13 protein-coding genes and 1 tRNA gene are annotated in these 16,530 nt (G+C 69.4%); 8 read left to right on the top strand and 6 right to left on the bottom strand.

What is annotated here, in order from left to right; all coding sequences use genetic code 11:
• Positions 1-752 precede the first annotated feature (752 nt).
• The 6 genes from ACFC0D_RS29235 to ACFC0D_RS29210 all read left to right on the top strand — a co-directional run bounded on the left by ACFC0D_RS29235 (position 753) and on the right by ACFC0D_RS29210 (position 7,362).
• Positions 753-1,145, top strand: coding sequence for a hypothetical protein (locus ACFC0D_RS29235; protein ID WP_376442145.1), 393 nt, complete (start codon positions 753-755; stop codon positions 1,143-1,145).
• Positions 1,146-1,590: 445 nt separating this feature from the next.
• The gene (locus ACFC0D_RS29230) at positions 1,591-2,823 is read left to right on the top strand and encodes a branched-chain amino acid ABC transporter substrate-binding protein (RefSeq protein WP_376442142.1); all 1,233 of its coding nucleotides are present in this window, start codon (positions 1,591-1,593) and stop codon (positions 2,821-2,823) included.
• A 105-nt stretch (positions 2,824-2,928) separates the two neighbouring features.
• Complete coding sequence (locus ACFC0D_RS29225) at positions 2,929-3,861, top strand: branched-chain amino acid ABC transporter permease (RefSeq protein ID WP_376442139.1); 933 nt, start codon at positions 2,929-2,931, stop codon at positions 3,859-3,861.
• Positions 3,862-3,866: 5 nt separating this feature from the next.
• Positions 3,867-5,630: a branched-chain amino acid ABC transporter permease gene (locus ACFC0D_RS29220; RefSeq protein WP_376442152.1), complete on the top strand. Its 1,764-nt coding sequence runs from the start codon at positions 3,867-3,869 to the stop codon at positions 5,628-5,630.
• Between the two features lie 5 nt (positions 5,631-5,635).
• Positions 5,636-6,649: an ABC transporter ATP-binding protein gene (locus ACFC0D_RS29215; protein WP_376442150.1), complete on the top strand. Its 1,014-nt coding sequence runs from the start codon at positions 5,636-5,638 to the stop codon at positions 6,647-6,649.
• Positions 6,646-7,362: an ABC transporter ATP-binding protein gene (locus ACFC0D_RS29210; RefSeq protein ID WP_376442136.1), complete on the top strand. Its 717-nt coding sequence runs from the start codon at positions 6,646-6,648 to the stop codon at positions 7,360-7,362. Before ACFC0D_RS29215 ends, ACFC0D_RS29210 begins: the two co-directional genes overlap by 4 nt.
• A gap of 69 nt (positions 7,363-7,431) precedes the next feature.
• Here ACFC0D_RS29210 and ACFC0D_RS29205 read toward each other — a convergent pair whose 3' ends face one another.
• On the bottom strand, positions 7,432-8,088 hold the full coding sequence (locus ACFC0D_RS29205; RefSeq protein ID WP_329121809.1) for a response regulator: 657 nt from the start codon (positions 8,086-8,088) through the stop codon (positions 7,432-7,434).
• A 113-nt stretch (positions 8,089-8,201) separates the two neighbouring features.
• Here ACFC0D_RS29205 and ACFC0D_RS29200 point away from each other — a divergent pair.
• Positions 8,202-8,274, top strand: a tRNA-Leu gene (locus tag ACFC0D_RS29200).
• Between the two features lie 84 nt (positions 8,275-8,358).
• On the opposite strand, the gene ACFC0D_RS29195 is transcribed toward ACFC0D_RS29200, so the two are convergent.
• The 3 genes from ACFC0D_RS29195 to ACFC0D_RS29185 all read right to left on the bottom strand — a co-directional run bounded on the left by ACFC0D_RS29195 (position 8,359) and on the right by ACFC0D_RS29185 (position 11,694).
• On the bottom strand, positions 8,359-9,312 hold the full coding sequence (locus ACFC0D_RS29195; protein ID WP_376442133.1) for a DUF4331 family protein: 954 nt from the start codon (positions 9,310-9,312) through the stop codon (positions 8,359-8,361).
• 54 nt (positions 9,313-9,366) lie between these two features.
• Entirely contained in the window at positions 9,367-10,803 is a 1,437-nt protein-coding gene (gene pyk, locus ACFC0D_RS29190) for a pyruvate kinase (RefSeq protein WP_376442130.1), read from the bottom strand.
• Positions 10,804-11,022: 219 nt separating this feature from the next.
• Positions 11,023-11,694: an SIMPL domain-containing protein gene (locus ACFC0D_RS29185; protein ID WP_376442127.1), complete on the bottom strand. Its 672-nt coding sequence runs from the start codon at positions 11,692-11,694 to the stop codon at positions 11,023-11,025.
• Between the two features lie 152 nt (positions 11,695-11,846).
• Here ACFC0D_RS29185 and ACFC0D_RS29180 point away from each other — a divergent pair, with 152 nt between their 5' ends.
• Entirely contained in the window at positions 11,847-13,646 is a 1,800-nt protein-coding gene (locus tag ACFC0D_RS29180; protein ID WP_376442125.1) for a bifunctional metallophosphatase/5'-nucleotidase, read from the top strand.
• 10 nt (positions 13,647-13,656) lie between these two features.
• On the opposite strand, the gene ACFC0D_RS29175 is transcribed toward ACFC0D_RS29180, so the two are convergent.
• Both ACFC0D_RS29175 and ACFC0D_RS29170 read right to left on the bottom strand, forming a co-directional pair.
• Complete coding sequence (locus tag ACFC0D_RS29175; RefSeq protein ID WP_376442123.1) at positions 13,657-15,069, bottom strand: lysine N(6)-hydroxylase/L-ornithine N(5)-oxygenase family protein; 1,413 nt, start codon at positions 15,067-15,069, stop codon at positions 13,657-13,659.
• Complete coding sequence (locus ACFC0D_RS29170; RefSeq protein WP_376442120.1) at positions 15,066-16,466, bottom strand: pyridoxal phosphate-dependent decarboxylase family protein; 1,401 nt, start codon at positions 16,464-16,466, stop codon at positions 15,066-15,068. The genes ACFC0D_RS29175 and ACFC0D_RS29170 overlap by 4 nt, the downstream gene beginning before the upstream one ends.
• Positions 16,467-16,530 lie beyond the last annotated feature (64 nt).

Below are 16,530 nucleotides of genomic sequence, written 5' to 3'. Positions count from 1 at the left end.
CCCGGGCCGCGCCGTGTCAGGAGCGATACGCCGGGAGCGGCCTGCCGGGGGCCCGGGGCCCCGGGGGCCCCGGGCGAAGACCCCGCGCCGCCGCGCGGCCGCCCCACGCACCACCGCCCGACCGCCCCGCCGCCCGACCGCCCCGCGCCACCGCCCCCGGATTCCGGGACGATCAAGGCCTCACGGTCACCGGGTGTCACCGCCGCGCGAGCCGGCACTCCTCGTCGCCGGGTGTCACAGCGCCCCTTCCGGAGGGTGCGGAGCCCCGTCGTCCGGGCGGCGTCCCACGCGCGGGACGCCGGGCGCCGGAACACCGGCCCCCGGACGCGGAACGTCGGCTTCCGAACGCGGGGGCCACCGACCGAGGGCACACGGGAGTATCGACTTCCGGACACCGAAGCCCCCGGCCCGACCCCCGGGAGGCCTGGCCCACCCAGGCGGCGGCGACCACCTCGGGGCGCCGCATCACGTTCACCGCGCCCAACACCGCACGGATCCGGCTCCGCACAACCGCTCCACAGGGCAACAGCGGCACGTGTCAGGGCGATTCGGGCGGATCGAAACGTCGCCACGCCCATCGCCCGACGATCCCCGGCAGCCACCGCCGGCGCGGCCGACAGGCCCCCGCAATGCCCCGCCCGTGGCGCACCGGCTCGACCCGCCCCGCATCCGCACCCCCTCGCGCCGCCATCCAACTGCCTTAATCAGCCAGCCTGTTGTGCCCTCGTACGAGATCCCCTAGCGTCCCGGACATGAGGTTCCCGCCGTACGCTCCGGCAGGGACCGCGCTCGCCGCGGTCCTGGCCTCTGGCGCTCTGGCCACCCTGTCCGGCTGCTCGGCAGGCAGCCCCGCCCCGGCGCCCGCGCAGCCCAGGACGGCGGTGGACATCTGCACCGACCTCGTCGCGTACTGGGTGAAGGAGGCGCTCACGGGGAGCAAGTGGGCGGGGCTCGATTGGGAACAAAAAGGGCTTTCCAATGAGCAGTTGAAGATCCACGACGAGGTCCTCTCCGGCGCCCGAACCAAGGAGCGCCAGGAGGGACACGGGGCAGCGGCGGCCTTCGCCGACCAGGAGACCCGAAGACGGTGCGCGTCGACGAACGGGGCGACCGGAAGCTCGGAGAACTGGAAGCCACCTCCGTAACACTCCGTGACATCCGTATGTCGATCCGGTGGGGCACCTCAGCGGCGTTCTGTTCGCTCACGCCTGGAGGGGTGTCCGGTATCCGGAGACAGTCATAAGCGGTCCGACAGGAGCAAGATCTGCTCAAGCCCCTTAGCGGAACTGGGCGTTCTCACTATGTGAACAGCACATTGCTGACCGGTATGCCCCAATTTGCCCACCCCCTGTCCACCTCCTCTCCCCCTCGCGATAACAAGACAGTCACATCCTGACCTCCTCGCTCCCCACCTCCCTCACCTGCGCTTAGAGTCACCGCCAGTCACCGCGCCGCCGGGCGCGTCCACTGCACGGCCCAGCACCACCCAGTCATCCCCAGTACGGCCCGGCATTCACAAACGGCACCTCCGGCTCCACGCTTAACGGCACCGCCTCAGCTGAGGGGGCCGCGCCAGGGAAAGGATTCATCGTGCGACACCGTTCCTTGCTCATCCTCACCACCGTGATCACCACGGGAGCACTCACCCTCACCGCCTGCGGTTCGCGCGACGACAAGGGAACGAGCGACAACTCCAGCGGCAACACCACCGTCGTCATCGGTGTCGACGCGCCGCTCACGGGTTCGCTCTCCGCGCTGGGTCAGGGCATCAAGAACTCCGTGGACCTGGCGGTCCAGACCGCCAACAAGAACAAAGAAGTCCCGGGCGTCACCTTCAAGATCGAGGCCCTCGACGACCAGGCCGTCCCGGCCACCGGTAAGGCCAACGCCACCAAGCTCGTCGGCATCAAGGACGTCCTCGGCGTCGTCGGCCCGCTGAACTCCGGCGTCTCGCAGTCCATGCAGGCGGACTTCGACAAGGCCAACCTCACGCAGGTCTCCCCGGCCAACACGAACCCCTCGCTCTCGCAGGGCGACAACTGGGGCAAGGGCGACTTCAAGCGTCCCTTCAAGACCTACTTCCGTACCGCCACCACCGACGTCATCCAGGGCAAGTTCGCCGCGAACTACCTGTTCAAGGACGCCGGTAAGAAGAAGGTCTTCGTCGTCAACGACAAGCAGACCTACGGCGCCGGCCTCGCCGCGATCTTCTCCGACGAGTTCAAGCGCCTCGGCGGCACCGTCGTCGGCACCGACTCCGTGACGGTCAAGGAGACGGACTTCTCCTCCACCGCCAACAAGATCAAGGGCTCGGGCGCCGACTCCGTCTACTTCGGCGGCCAGTACCCCGAGGGCGGCCTGCTCTCCGACCAGGTCAAGAAGACCGGCGCCAAGATCCCCACCATGGGTGGCGACGGCATCTACGACCCGGAGTTCATCAAGGCGTCCGGCGAGGCCAACGACGGTGACCTGGCCACCTCGGTCGGCTTCCCGGTCGAGAAGCTCCCGACCGCCAAGAAGTTCATCGCCGACTACACCGCGGCCGGCTACAAGGACCCGTACGCGGCCTACGGCGGCTACTCCTACGACGCCGCGTGGTCGATCATCCAGGCCGTCAAGGCCGTCGTCGCCGCCAACAACGGCAAGCTCCCCGACGACGCCCGCGCCAAGGTCACCGAGGCCATGTCCAAGGTCTCCTTCGAGGGTGTGACCGGCAAGGTCTCCTTCGACGAGTACGGCGACACCACGAACAAGCAGCTCACCGTCTACCAGGTCAAGAACGGCGCCTGGGTCGACGTGAAGTCCGAGACCTTCAAGGACTGACCCCGTACCACCCCGTAACACGCACCAAATGAACCAAGCCGCGCGAGGGCGCAAACAGCGCCCTCGCGCGGTGTCATATCCGACACGCTCATCGGAGGCCCTGCGGTGAACGAACTGCCGCAACAGCTGGCCGACGGCCTTGCCCTGGGGGCCCTTTACGGCCTCATCGCCATCGGTTACACGATGGTCTACGGCATCGTCCAGCTCATCAACTTCGCCCATGGCGAGATCTTCATGATCGGGGGCTTCGGCGCCCTCACGGCATACACGATCCTGCCCGAGGGCACCGCCCTCGTGATCGCGATCCCCGTGATGCTGATAGGCGGCGCGGTGGTCTCCGTGGCCGTCGCCACCGCCGCCGAACGCTTCGCCTACCGCCCGCTGCGCGGCGCGCCCCGGCTCGCCCCCCTGATCACGGCCATCGGTCTGTCGATCGTGCTCCAGCAGCTCATCTGGGGTTTCTACCCGGGAGCCAAGAGCAAGGTCACCTTCCCCGAATTCAAGGGCGGACCCTTCGAGATCTTCGACGGCCTGTCGATCTCCCGCGCTGACACGTTCGTCCTCGTCGCCGCCCCGATGTGCATGCTCGCCCTCGGCCTCTTCGTCTCGAAGAGCCGCAGCGGCCGCGCCATGCAGGCCACGGCGCAGGACCCGGACACCGCGAAGCTGATGGGCATCAACACCGACCGCATCATCGTGATGGCGTTCGCCATCGGCGCCGCGTTCGCCGCGGTCGCAGCGGTCGCCGAGGGCCTCGACAAGGGCCAGATCCGCTTCGAGATGGGCTTCCTGCTGGGCCTCAAGGCCTTCACCGCAGCCGTCCTCGGTGGCATCGGCAACATCTACGGCGCCATGATCGGCGGCGTCGTGCTCGGTCTCGCGGAGACCCTCTCCATCGCATACGTCGAGCACATCCCCGGGATGGCGCAGTTCGGCGGTGGTGCCTGGAAGGACATCTGGGTGTTCTCCCTCCTCATCCTGGTGCTCCTGTTCAGACCACAAGGTCTGCTGGGTCAACGCACCGCGGACAGGGCGTGATCGCGATGACGAACCTCACCAAGACCCCCGAGACTCCCCAGGAGTCCGGCATCGTGGAGAACACGGACGCCAAGAGCGCGGGCCTCCTCCACTGGATCATCGCGGCCGGCGGCCTCGCCACCATCGCGAGCACCTTCCTCGCCTGGACGTACACCACCGAGTTCCCCGGCGACCTCACGGTCAACGGCTACCCCGGCGGCCTCCAGGTCCTCACCCTCGTCGCGGGCCTCCTCCTGATCGCCTTCGCCCTCTCCGGGCTCGGCATCAAGGGCCTGCGCTGGCTCACCCCCGGCGGCTCGGCGAAGGCCCTGCAGTTCCTCGCCCTCGGCGCGCTCGGCACCACCTGGTACACCGTGATCGCCATCGCGGCGCAGCTCGGCGGCATCGCGCACTGGGAGCCCGGTGCGTACGTGGCCTTCGTCGCGGTACTGATCCCGCTCGCCTCGTTCTCGCTCAAGGACGACTCCCGCAAGCCGGCGAAGCCCAAGGAGATCCCCTCCTGGGCCGAGATCCTCGTCATCGTCGTCGCCTTCGCGATCGGCATGTACGCCGTCACGTACGGCATCTCGACCGAGGACCCCGAGCTCTTCATCGGCTACCTGCTCCTCGCGGGCTTCGGCGCCGCCGCGCTCAACAAGTCCGGTCTCGTCAGCCGTATCTCGGCCATCGCGTCGAAGAACAAGCAGATCGCCGCCGTCGCGGCGTTCGCCGCCGCGGCCGTCTTCCCCTTCACGCAGACCACCGACACGTTCACCGTGATCGCGGTACAGATCCTGATCTTCGCCACGGTCGCCCTCGGTCTGAACGTGGTCGTCGGCCTGGCGGGTCTGCTCGACCTCGGTTACGTCGCGTTCCTCGGCGTCGGCGCCTACACGGCCGCCCTCGTCTCGGGATCGACCGCCTCCGCGTTCGACATCCAGCTCCCGTTCTGGGTCGCCATGATCATCGGCGCCATCGCCTCGCTGATCTTCGGCGTCATCATCGGCGCGCCGACCCTGCGGCTGCACGGTGACTACCTGGCCATCGTGACGCTCGGCTTCGGTGAGATCTTCCGTATCACCGTCAACAACATGGACGGCGACAACGGCCCGCAGATCACCAACGGCCCGAACGGCATCCCGAACATCCCGGCGCTGAACATCTTCGGGTACGACTTCGGCGAGACCCACACCATCCTCGGCGTGGAACTCGGCTCGTACGCCAACTACTACCTGCTGATGCTGCTGGTGATGGTCTTCGTCGTGCTGGTCTTCAGCCGGGCGCAGGACTCCCGCATCGGCCGCGCCTGGGTCGCCATCCGCGAGGACGAGACCGCGGCGACCGCCATGGGCATCAACGGCTTCCGGGTCAAGCTCATCGCCTTCGCCCTCGGCGCCACCCTCGCCGGCGTCGCCGGCACGGTCCAGGCCCACTTCCAGGGCACGGTCCTCCCCGAGATGTACGTGTTCGCCGGCCCCGTCGCCCCGAACTCCGCGTTCCTTCTCGCGGCCGTCATCCTCGGCGGCATGGGCACCATCCGCGGTCCGCTCCTCGGCGCGGCACTGCTCTTCCTCATCCCCGAGAAGCTGGCCTTCCTGAAGGACTACCAGCTCCTCGCGTTCGGTCTCGCGCTCATCCTGCTGATGCGCTTCCGCCCGGAGGGCCTCATCCCCAACCGGCGCGCGCAGCTCGAGTACCACGAGCACGACGAGAACGCCGACAAGCTCGACGTACCGGAGCAGCGGCCCCCCGCCGACCCCATCGTCGGAACCTCGAAGGCGGGGGCGTGAACGCCATGACGACCACCACCACGGAAACCACGGCAGCGGCGTCCACCGCCGCCACGGTCCTCGACGCCAGCGGTGTCACCATGCGCTTCGGCGGCCTCACCGCCGTACGCGGAGTGGACCTGACTGTCCGCGAGGGCGAGATCGTCGGTCTGATCGGCCCCAACGGCGCCGGCAAGACCACGTTCTTCAACTGCCTGACCGGTCTGTACGTCCCCACCGAGGGAACGGTCAGCTACAAGGGGACCGTGCTGCCGCCCAAGCCGCACCTGGTCACCAAGGCCGGCATCGCTCGTACCTTCCAGAACATCCGCCTCTTCTCCAACATGACGGTCCTGGAGAACGTCCTCGTCGGACGCCACACCCGGACCAAGGAGGGCCTCTGGTCCGCGCTCCTGCGCGGCCCCGGCTTCAAGAAGGCGGAGGTCGCCTCGCGCGAACGCGCCATGGAACTCCTGGAGTTCGTCGGCCTGGCGAGCAAGGCGGAGCACCTCGCCCGCAACCTGCCCTACGGCGAACAGCGCAAGCTGGAGATCGCCCGGGCGCTGGCGAGCGACCCCGGCCTGCTGCTCCTCGACGAGCCGACGGCCGGCATGAACCAGAACGAGACCCGCACGACCGAGGAGCTCGTCTTCGCGATCCGTGACAAGGGCATCGCCGTCCTGGTCATCGAGCACGACATGAAGTTCATCTTCAACCTGTGCGACCGCGTCGCGGTGCTGGTCCAGGGCGAGAAGCTCGTCGAGGGCACGTCCGAGGTCGTCCAGGGCGACGAGCGCGTCGTCGCGGCCTACCTCGGTACGCCGTTCGAGGGCGCGCCGGGCGCGGAGGAGGTCGCGGAGGTCGAGGCGGCGGAGGCGCACGCCGAGGCGGAAGCGGCGGCTGAGGCTCCCGCCGAGGCCGAGGCCGAAGCCGACGAGGCCCCGGCCGACGAGGCTCCCGAAGCCCCCGAGGCCGAGGACGCCGCCGACGCCGACGACGCTCCGGCAGCGGAAAGCACCACCGAAGGAGACTCCAAGTGACCGCTCTTCTCGAGGTCGAGGACCTCAGGGTCGCCTACGGCAAGATCGAGGCCGTCAAGGGCATCTCCTTCTCCGTCGACGCCGGTCAGGTCGTCACCCTGATCGGCACCAACGGCGCCGGCAAGACCACCACCCTGCGCACCCTCTCGGGCCTCATCAAGCCCGCGAGCGGGAAGATCACCTTCGACGGCCAGGTGCTCAACGGCATCCCCGCCCACAAGGTGGTCTCCCTCGGAATGGCCCACTCCCCCGAGGGCCGGCACATCTTCCCGAAGCTGACCATCGCCGAGAACCTCCAGCTCGGCGCCTTCCTCCGCAAGGACAAGGACGGCATCGAGAAGGACGTCCAGCGCGCCTACGACCTCTTCCCCATCCTGGGCGAGCGTCGCAAGCAGGCCGCGGGCACGCTCTCCGGTGGTGAGCAGCAGATGCTGGCCATGGGCCGCGCGTTGATGTCCCAGCCCAAGCTGCTCATGCTCGACGAGCCGTCGATGGGTCTCTCCCCGATCATGATGCAGAAGATCATGGAGACCATCGCCACGCTCAAGGCCGAGGGCATGACCATCCTGCTCATCGAGCAGAACGCCCAGGCCGCCCTGTCCCTGGCGGACTACGGCTACGTCCTGGAGGTCGGCTCCGTCAAGCTCTCCGGCACCGGCCAGGACCTGCTCCACGACGACGAGGTCCGCAAGACCTACCTCGGCGAGGAGTAGAACCGCACCACAGACAGAAGGCCCGCCCCACAGCGTTGTGGGGCGGGCCTTCTCCTGTCTACGGCGCGGCTACTGCTGGCCCTTCGCCGCCTTCTTCTCCTCGGCGTCCTCGATGACCGCCTCGGCGACCTGCTGCATCGACATGCGCCGGTCCATGGACGTCTTCTGGATCCACCGGAACGCGGCGGGCTCGGTGAGCCCGTACTGCGTCTGCAGGATGCTCTTCGCCCGGTCCACGAGCTTGCGGGTCTCCAGCCGCTGCGAGAGGTCCTCGACCTCCTTCTCCAGCGCGCGCAACTCCGCGAACCGGGACACGGCCATCTCGATGGCCGGCACGACGTCGCTCTTGCTGAACGGCTTCACCAGGTACGCCATGGCACCGGCGTCCCGCGCCCGCTCGACGAGGTCGCGCTGCGAGAAGGCGGTGAGCATCAGGACGGGTGCGATGGACTCCCCGGCGATCTTCTCGGCCGCGGAGATCCCGTCCAGGACGGGCATCTTCACATCGAGGATGACGAGGTCGGGGCGGTGCTCCCGCGCGAGCTCGACGGCCCGGGCACCGTCGCCGGCCTCGCCGACGACCGAGTAGCCCTCTTCTTCGAGCATCTCTTTGAGATCGAGGCGGATGAGGGCCTCGTCCTCGGCGATGACGACACGGGTCGTCAGCGGCGGGACGTGCGACGCATCGGCGTCGTCGGCGGGCTGGGGCGACTCGGGGGCGGTCACGGGGGCTCCTCGTTCAAGGCCTCTTCCAAGGCGGATACAGCTCCCCAAGAGCCTACCCACCTCCTGTAAGGTGGGGGCACGGCGGGTGACCGCCGATCTTCGTTCTGAAGGATGCCCCGGTAGCCCAGCGGTAGAGGCAGTGGTCTCAAACACCATCCAGCGTGGGTTCGAATCCCACCCGGGGCACTCTACCTTCGATTTAAAGGTTCCAGCTTTCCGTCGGTGATCTTCGGCCGACCCGGTGACCGCGCCAGCCGAACCGCGACCGACTCAGTGCGGCGTTCCCAGGTACGGGAAGTGTGGCAACAGGTCTCCGTGCGGGCCGATGTGGTCCGAGGTGACCTTGCCGTTCGAGATCATCGCGAGCCGGGCCGAGGTGACGTCGTCCGTCAGGGTCCGGCCGTTGGGGTAGGCGGCGGGCTTGGTGCGGTCGTAGCGCAGGACGTCCGGGAGGACCGTCCGCAGGGCCTCTTCCGCCGCGTCGGGGGCGTAGCCGCCGGTGTGGGCGAGGGCGGCCTTCCAGGGTTCGAGGTAGGTCGCCCAGTCGTCGGCCGGTTCGCCCTCGTTGTAGGCGTCCTTGACCTCGTCCGCGTTGAGGTACGCGGTGAGGGAGGGGTGGGCTCCGCGGTCGACGGACTTCAGTTCGCCGTCCACGTGGAGGCTGACGCGGGCCCAGACACCGATCTTCGGGTTGTCGCCGAGTTCGGCGTCGGGCATTTCGAGGGCGATGCCGAAGACGTTCTTGTCGGCGCCCCAGTCGGTGCCGGTCCAGGTGAAGTCGGCGACGATGCCGTCGAGGTCGGCGAAGAAGGGGTCGCTGCGCAGTCCGGCGGAGACCTTGTAGCCGTCGGCTTCGGTGACGGACAGTTCACGGCCGAAGGAGACGGGGACGTCGGTGAAGAGCGGGGTGCCGGCGGCTTCGTGGGCGCGGGCCTCGGTGCCGGTGGCGCGGTGGAGGGTGAGGGTCTGCTCGCCGTCCTCCGCGGGGTCGGAGAAGGTGAAGCTGAAGGCGATGTCGGCCTGGTTGTCGCCGTCGGTGTCGACGTTGATGCGGTAGACCGCGTCGGGGTGGAACGCGGTGCCGCCGGTGGGCGCGATCGGGTTGACGTTCATGATGAGCGCGGTGCGCCCGCCGGGGACGGTGAAGGCGAAGAGGTCGGTCAGGTCCAGGCGGGCGTCGTTCATCGGGGAGCGCAGGTGGGGGCCGCTGAGGTGGTGTGACATGGCGTCACCTTCGCGGTTGGACCTGGGGGTCGGGGCGCGACGGGGCCGCCGTGGTCACTCCTTCGGGCTGTCGTCCTCGCCGATGTGGTGGACACGGACGAGGTTGGTGGAGCCGGGGACACCGGGCGGGGAGCCGGCGGTGATGACGACGACGTCGCCCTTCCGGCAGCGGCCGATCCTGAGGAGTTCTTCGTCGACCTGGGCGACCATGGCGTCGGTGGAGTCGACGTGCGGGCCGAGGAAGGTCTCGACGCCCCAGGTGAGGTTGAGCTGGGAGCGGGTGGCCGGGTCGGGGGTGAAGGCGAGCAGGGGGATGGGCGAGCGGTAGCGGGAGAGGCGCTTGACGGTGTCGCCGGACTGGGTGAAGGCGACGAGGAACTTGGCGCCGAGGAAGTCGCCCATTTCGGCGGCGGCGCGGGCGACGGCTCCGCCCTGTGTGCGGGGCTTGTTCCGGTCGGTCAGTGGCGGGAGGCCCTTGGCGAGCACGTCCTCCTCGGCGGCCTCGACGATCCGGCCCATGGTGCGGACGGTCTCGATGGGGTACTTGCCGACGCTGGTCTCGCCGGAGAGCATCACGGCGTCGGTGCCGTCGATGACGGCGTTCGCGACGTCGCTCGCCTCGGCGCGTGTCGGCCGGGAGTTGTCGATCATCGAGTCGAGCATCTGGGTGGCGACGATGACCGGCTTGGCGTTGCGCTTGGCGAGCTTGATGGCGCGCTTCTGGACGATCGGGACCTGTTCGAGGGGCATCTCGACGCCGAGGTCGCCGCGGGCGACCATGATGCCGTCGAAGGCGGCGACGATGTCGTCGATGTTCGCGACGGCCTGGGGCTTCTCGATCTTGGCGATGACGGGGAGGCGGCGGCCCTCTTCGTCCATGATGCGGTGGACGTCGTCGATGTCGCGGCCGCTGCGGACGAAGGAGAGGGCGATGATGTCGGCGCCGGTGCGCAGCGCCCAGCGGAGGTCGTCGATGTCCTTCTCGGAGAGGGCGGGGACGGAGACGGCGACTCCGGGCAGGTTGAGGCCCTTGTTGTCGGAGACCATGCCGCCTTCGACGACGCGGGTGTGGACGCGGGGTCCGTCGACGGAGGTGACTTCGAGGGTGACGCGTCCGTCGTCGACGAGGATGCGCTCGCCGGTGGTGACGTCGGTGGCGAGGCCGTCGTAGGTGGTGCCGCAGATGTGGCGGTCGCCCTCGACGGGTTCGACGGTGATGGTGAAGTCGTCGCCTCGTTCGAGGAGTACGGGGCCTTCACGGAAGCGGCCGAGCCGGATCTTCGGGCCTTGAAGGTCGGCGAGGACGCCGATGCTGCGGCCGGTCTCGTCGGAGGCTTTGCGTACGCGCTGGTAGCGCTCCTCGTGTTCGGCGTAGCTGCCGTGGCTGAGGTTGAATCGGGCGACGTCCATTCCCGCTTCGACCAGTGCCTTGATCTGGTCGTATGTGTCGGTGGCGGGGCCCAGGGTACAAACGATCTTTGCTCGGCGCATGGTTCGAGCCTAGGGCTTACCGGTGGGTAGAGAAGAGGCCGGGCATGTCTGTTCAACAACCTTTGCGTGAAGGGTTATTGACAAGTGTTTAAGTGTGCGCATCCCTGCTCCGATGAGCACGCATCAGGAGTTGATCACGCGCGAGATCGGAGCCTCGGGTGAGGGAGTCGCACCGCCCGGGAGGGCCGGGGCACGAGGCGCTCGTACCGTGCCCGGGCCTCACAGCACCGGCGGCTGCACGGTGAATCGGGCCGTCACCTCGGCGGTGACCGTCTGGCGCTGTGGCTCCAGGTCCAGGGGTGGGGCCGTGTCGACGGACTCCGCCGCGAAGGCCATCCTCATGCCGCCCACCGGGGCGGGCGGCGGGATCAGGCCCGTGTCCGACAGTTCGAGCAGGGCGGAGAGGGTGGTTCCGAGGGCGGCCGCGTACTCGCGGGCCCGCTGGACCGCCTCCCCCACCGCCTGGGTGCGCGCCTGGCGGTACGAGGGCGAGTCGGGGCGCAGTGCCCACCACGGGCCGTCGACGCCGGTCATCTCCAGGTCGGCGAGACGGCTCGTCAGCTCCCCCAGTGCCGTGAAGTCGTTCAGTTCCGCGGTGATGTGGACCCGGCCGTGGTAGGCCCGGACCCGCTCGGCCCGGCCGTGCTTGCCCAGCTCCGGAGCGATCGAGAACGCTCCCGTCTCCACCTTCTCCACCGCCTCCCCGTAGGACTTGACGAGGTCGAGCACCTGGGAGTTGCGGCGGGTCAGATCCGCGAGCGCAGCGCCGCGGTCCGTCCCGCGCGCGCCGACCGTCACGCCGATGCGCGCGATCTCGGGGTCGACCTCAAGCCGCGCCTCACCGCGCACGGTGACCTGCGGGGCCTCGGGGGTGGGGTGTTCACTCGTCACGGCGGTCTCCCTCGTACGAACAGTGCGAACTACGCGAACCGCTCCTGCGGTCCCGAACACTTTCCCACTCCGTAACCCGATACCTCTGTTGTCGACGTGACGGGTGGGCCAGAATCTACGCGCGTTGTGCGCCACTGGACCAAGGAGAACACATGCCGCTGAACCGTCGGACGTTCCTGGAGAGCTCCGTCGCCGTCGGAGCCGGAGCCGCCCTCACCACGGGGGTCGCCGCCGCCCCGGCGCAGGCCCACGGACCTCACCCCGGGCCGGCCAAGCGGTACTCCTTCACCGTGATGGGCACCACCGACCTGCACGGGAACGTCTTCAACTGGGACTACTTCACCGACAAGGAGTTCGACGACAAGGCGCACAACGACGTCGGTCTCGCGAAGATCTCCACCCTCGTCGACCAGGTGCGCAAGGCGAAGGGGAAGCGCAACACGCTTCTCATCGACGCCGGTGACACCATCCAGGGCACCCAGCTGTCGTACTACTACGCCAAGGTCGACCCGATCACGGCCCGCCGCGGTCCCGTGCACCCCATGGCGCAGGCGATGAACGCCATCGGCTACGACGCCGCCGCCCTCGGCAACCACGAGTTCAACTACGGCATCCCGGTGCTCAGGAAGTTCGAGGAGCAGTGCGACTTCCCGCTGCTCGGCGCCAACGCGCTCGACGCGAAGACGCTGCGGCCGGCGTTCCCGCCGTACAGCATGCACCGACTGCGCACCCCGCACGGCCGGGACGTGAAGGTCGCGGTGCTCGGGCTGACCAACCCCGGGATCGCCATCTGGGACAAGGCCAACGTCAGCGGCAGGATGGTCTTCCCCGGCCTGGAGGAGCAGGCGGCGAAGTGGGTGCCGAAGCTGCGCTCGATGGGCGCGGACGTCGTGGTCGTGTCGGCGCACAGCGGTTCCAGCGGCACGTCCTCGTACGGTGACCAGCTCCCCCACGTCGAGAACGCGGCCGGTCTCGTCGCCGAGCAGGTCCCCGGGATCGACGCGATCCTCGTGGGGCACGCGCACACCGAGATCCCGGAGTACCGGGTGAAGAACAAGGAGACCGGCAAGGACGTCGTGCTGTCCGAGCCGCTGAAGTGGGGCCAGCGCCTCACCCTCTTCGACTTCGAGCTCGTGTGGCAGAAGGGCCGCTGGATTGTCGAGAAGGTAGGCGCCCAGGTCCTGAACTCCAACACGGTGGACGAGGACCCGAAGATCGTCGGGCTGCTCGCGGACGAGCACAAGAAGGTCGTCGCGTACGTCAACCAGATCATCGGCACCTCCACCGCGACCATGGCCACGGCCGAGGCGCCGTGGAAGGACGAGCCGATCATCGACCTGATCAACCACGTCCAGGCCGAGACGGTGAAGGCGGCGCTGGCCGGCGGCGAGTACGCGGCCCTGCCGGTCCTCTCGCAGGCGTCCTGCTTCTCCCGTACGGCGGCGATCCCGGCGGGTCAGGTCACCATCAGGGACGCGGCCGGCCTCTACGTCTTCGAGAACACCCTGGAGGCCCGCCTTCTGACGGGTGCCCAGATCAAGGACTATCTGGAGTTCTCGGCGCGGTACTACGTGCAGACGCCGGCGGGGGCGCCCGTGGACACCGCGAAGCTGACGAACGCGGACGGCACTCCGGACTACAACTACGACGCCGTGTACGGGGTGACGTACGAGATCGACATCGCCAGGCCGGCGGGCTCGCGGATCGTGAACCTGTCCTTCGGCGGCGAGCCGATCGACCCGGCCGCGCAGTTCGTGCTGGCCGTGAACAACTACCGTGCCAGCGGTGGTGGCGCGTTCCCGCACGTCGCGAACGCCAAGCAGCTGTGGGCCAACTCGGACGAGATCCGCAACACGATCATCCAGTGGGTGAAGGCGAAGGGTTCGATCGACCCGGGCCAGTTCGCGTCGGTGGACTGGAAGCTGACCCGGGACGGTGTGCCCGTGTTCTGAGCCGGGCGGTTCAGCTCTGTGTGAGAGGCGTCAGCGCCTGGCCCTGGGCCGGGACGCGTGGCGCCTCTCGCCGTTCCAGGCCGAAGCTGGTGAAGGCGGTGCGGCGCGGCAGCGGGTACGGCTCCTTGCCGGTGAGCGAGTTGAGGATGGTGGCGCTGCGCCAGGCGGCGAGGCCGAGGTCGGGGGCGCCGACGCCGTGGGTGTGCTTCTCGGCGTTCTGCACATAGACGGAGCCGGTGACGGACTCGTCGAGGACGAGCCGGAACTCGCCGTCGATCCTGGCCCGGCCGGCCGAGTCGTGGCGCGTGTACGGGTCGAGTCCGGCGAGCATCCGGCAGAGCGGGCGCTCCCGGTAGCCGGTGGCGAGGACGACGGCGTCGGTGGTGAGACGGGAGCGGGTGCCTTCCTGCAGGTGTTCCAGGTGCAGTTCCACCTTCGTGGTGGCGACCCGTCCGGCGGTGCGGACCTGGACGCCGGGGGTGAGGACGGCGTCCGGCCAGCCGCCGTGCAGGGTGCGCCGGTAGAGCTCCTCGTGGATGGCGCCGATGGTGTCCGTGTCGATGCCCTTGTGCAACTGCCATTGGCGGGGCACGAGTTCGTTGCGGACGGGCTCGGGCAGGGAGTGGAAATAGCGGGTGTAGTCGGGGGTGAAGTGCTCCAGGCCGAGCTTGGAGTACTCCATCGGCGCGAAGGCCTCCGTCCGCGCCAGCCAGTGGATCTTCTCGGCCCCCGCGGGCCTGGCCTTGAGCAGGTCGAGGAAGATCTCGGCCCCGGACTGGCCGGAGCCGATGACGGTGACGTGTTCGGCGGCGAGGAGCCGCTCGCGGTGGTCGAGGTATTCGGCGGAGTGGATGACGGGGACGTTCGGGGCGGCGGCGAGCGGCTTCAGGGGCTCGGGGACGTACGGCTCGGTGCCGACGCCGAGGACGACGTTGCGGGTGTACGCGCGCCCCAGCGCCTCGGCCTCGCCCTCGGCGTCGAGCTGGGTGAAGTCGACCTCGAACAGGCAGCGTTCGGGGTTCCAGCGGACGGAGTCGACCTGGTGGCCGAAGTGCAGGCCGGGCAGCCGGGTGCTGACCCAGCGGCAGTAGGCGTCGTACTCGGCGCGCTGGATGTGGAACTTCTCCGCGAAGTAGAAGGGGAAGAGCCGGTCGCGGGTGCGCAGGTAGTTGAGGAAGGACCAGGGGCTGGCGGGGTCGGCGAGGGTCACCAGGTCGGCGAGGAAGGGGACTTGGAGGGTGGCGCCCTCGATGAGGAGGCCGGGGTGCCAGTGGAAGGCCGGGCTCTGCTCGAAGAAGGTGGCGGCGAGGCTTCCGGGGACGCCGTCGGCGAGCGCGGCGAGGGAGAGGTTGAAGGGTCCGATGCCGATGCCCACCAGATCGTGGGGCTGATCGAGGTCTCGCTGGGGGGTGCTGGCCGTCATCGGTCGGTGCTGCCTTCCGTCAGGGCTTCTACGAGGGCGAGGACCTCTTCGAGGTCGCCGGGGGTGGCGTGGGGGTTGAGCAGGGTGGCCTTGAGCCAGAGCCGGCCGTCCTCGTGGGCCCGGCCGAGGACCGCGCGGCCCTCGCCGAGAAGGGTGCGGCGGATCGCGGCGACGGTGGCGTCGTCGGCGTCCGTGGGCCGGAACAGGACGGTCGTCAGCGTCGGTCGCTCGTAGAGCTCCAGGGCGGGGGCCTTCTCGACGAGGTCTGCCAGGTGCTGGGCGAGCGCGCAGACCCGGTCGACGAGCGCACCGAGTCCGGAGCGGCCGAGGGCGCGCAGCGTGACGGCGATCTTGAGGATGTCGGGGCGGCGGGTGGTGCGCAGGGAGCGGCCGAGGAGGTCGGGGAGACCGGCCTCGGTGTCGTCGTCGGCGTTGAGGTAGTCGGCCGTATGGGAGAGGGCGGCGAGGTCGGTCGCGTCACGGACGGCGAGGAGTCCGGCGGCGACCGGCTGCCAGCCGAGTTTGTGCAGGTCGAGCGTGACGGAGCGGGCGTGGTCGAGGCCGGCGAGGAGAGGGCGGTGGGTGTCGCTGAAGAGGGCGGCTCCGCCGTAGGCCGCGTCGACGTGGAGTTCGGCGTGGTGGGCCTCGCAGAGCGTGGCGATCTCGGGGAGCGGGTCGATGCGGCCGGTGTCGGTGGTGCCTGCGGTGGCGGCGACGAGGAGGGGGCCGGGGAGGTCGGTGAGTGCCTCGTCGAGGGCGACGGGGTCGAGGGTGCCGTTCGGGGTGGGCACGGTCACCGGCTCGGGGAGGCCGAGCAGCCAGGCGGCGCGGCGGAAGGAGTGGTGGGCGTTGGCTCCGACGACGAGCTGGAGGGGGTGGCCGGGGCCGTGGCGCTCGCGGGCGAGGAGGAGGGCGAGCTGGTTGGACTCGGTGCCGCCGGTGGTGACGAGGGCGTCGGGGTGGGGCGCGGTGGGGTACGCGGCCTTGGCGAGGGCCTCGGTGACCAGCTCCTCCAGGGCGGAGGCGGCGGGCGCCTGGTCCCAGGAGTCCATGGAGGGGTTGAGCGCGGACGCGGCGAGGTCGGAGGCGGCGGCGAGCGCGAGGGGCGGGGTGTGGAGGTGGGCGGCGCAGAGCGGGTGCGCGGGGTCGGCGGCGCCTTCCGCCAGGGCGCGGACCAGGGTGTGGAGGGTGGTGGCGGGGTCGGTGCCGACCTCCGGGAGGGCCTCCCCCAGTGCGTCCCGGACCCGGGCGGCGACCGCGTCCGGTCCGCCGGCCGGGATCGGCCCGCCGCGCGCGTGGGCGCCTTCGCGCAGGGCGTCGAGGACCGTGTCCAGGAGGGGGCGCATGGCGTCGGCGCCGGTCTCGCCTCCGGCGAGCGGTGGGGGTGAGGCACGCATGGGCACGAGCCTGTCGGGGGTTCTGGGGGTTTGTCCGTCGGGCAGGATCATGTAACCCGAACGA

The organism is Streptomyces sp. NPDC056222, assembly GCF_042264065.1.
Taxonomy (GTDB): domain Bacteria; phylum Actinomycetota; class Actinomycetes; order Streptomycetales; family Streptomycetaceae; genus Streptomyces.
Note: the sequence above shows the minus strand (reverse complement) of the source record. Positions and strands in the feature narration are given on the sequence as shown.

Excerpts from the sequence above, each read along its gene's own strand:
- ACFC0D_RS29235 (WP_376442145.1), top strand. The coding sequence starts at position 753 with ATGAGGTTCCCGCCGTACGCTCCGGCAGGGACCGCGCTCGCCGCGGTC.
- ACFC0D_RS29220 (WP_376442152.1), top strand. The coding sequence starts at position 3,867 with ATGACGAACCTCACCAAGACCCCCGAGACTCCCCAGGAGTCCGGCATC.
- ACFC0D_RS29215 (WP_376442150.1), top strand. The coding sequence starts at position 5,636 with ATGACGACCACCACCACGGAAACCACGGCAGCGGCGTCCACCGCCGCC.
- ACFC0D_RS29195 (WP_376442133.1), bottom strand. The coding sequence starts at position 9,312 with ATGTCACACCACCTCAGCGGCCCCCACCTGCGCTCCCCGATGAACGAC.
- pyk (WP_376442130.1), bottom strand. The coding sequence starts at position 10,803 with ATGCGCCGAGCAAAGATCGTTTGTACCCTGGGCCCCGCCACCGACACA.
- ACFC0D_RS29180 (WP_376442125.1), top strand. The coding sequence starts at position 11,847 with ATGCCGCTGAACCGTCGGACGTTCCTGGAGAGCTCCGTCGCCGTCGGA.
- ACFC0D_RS29175 (WP_376442123.1), bottom strand. The coding sequence starts at position 15,069 with ATGACGGCCAGCACCCCCCAGCGAGACCTCGATCAGCCCCACGATCTG.
- ACFC0D_RS29170 (WP_376442120.1), bottom strand. The coding sequence starts at position 16,466 with ATGCGTGCCTCACCCCCACCGCTCGCCGGAGGCGAGACCGGCGCCGAC.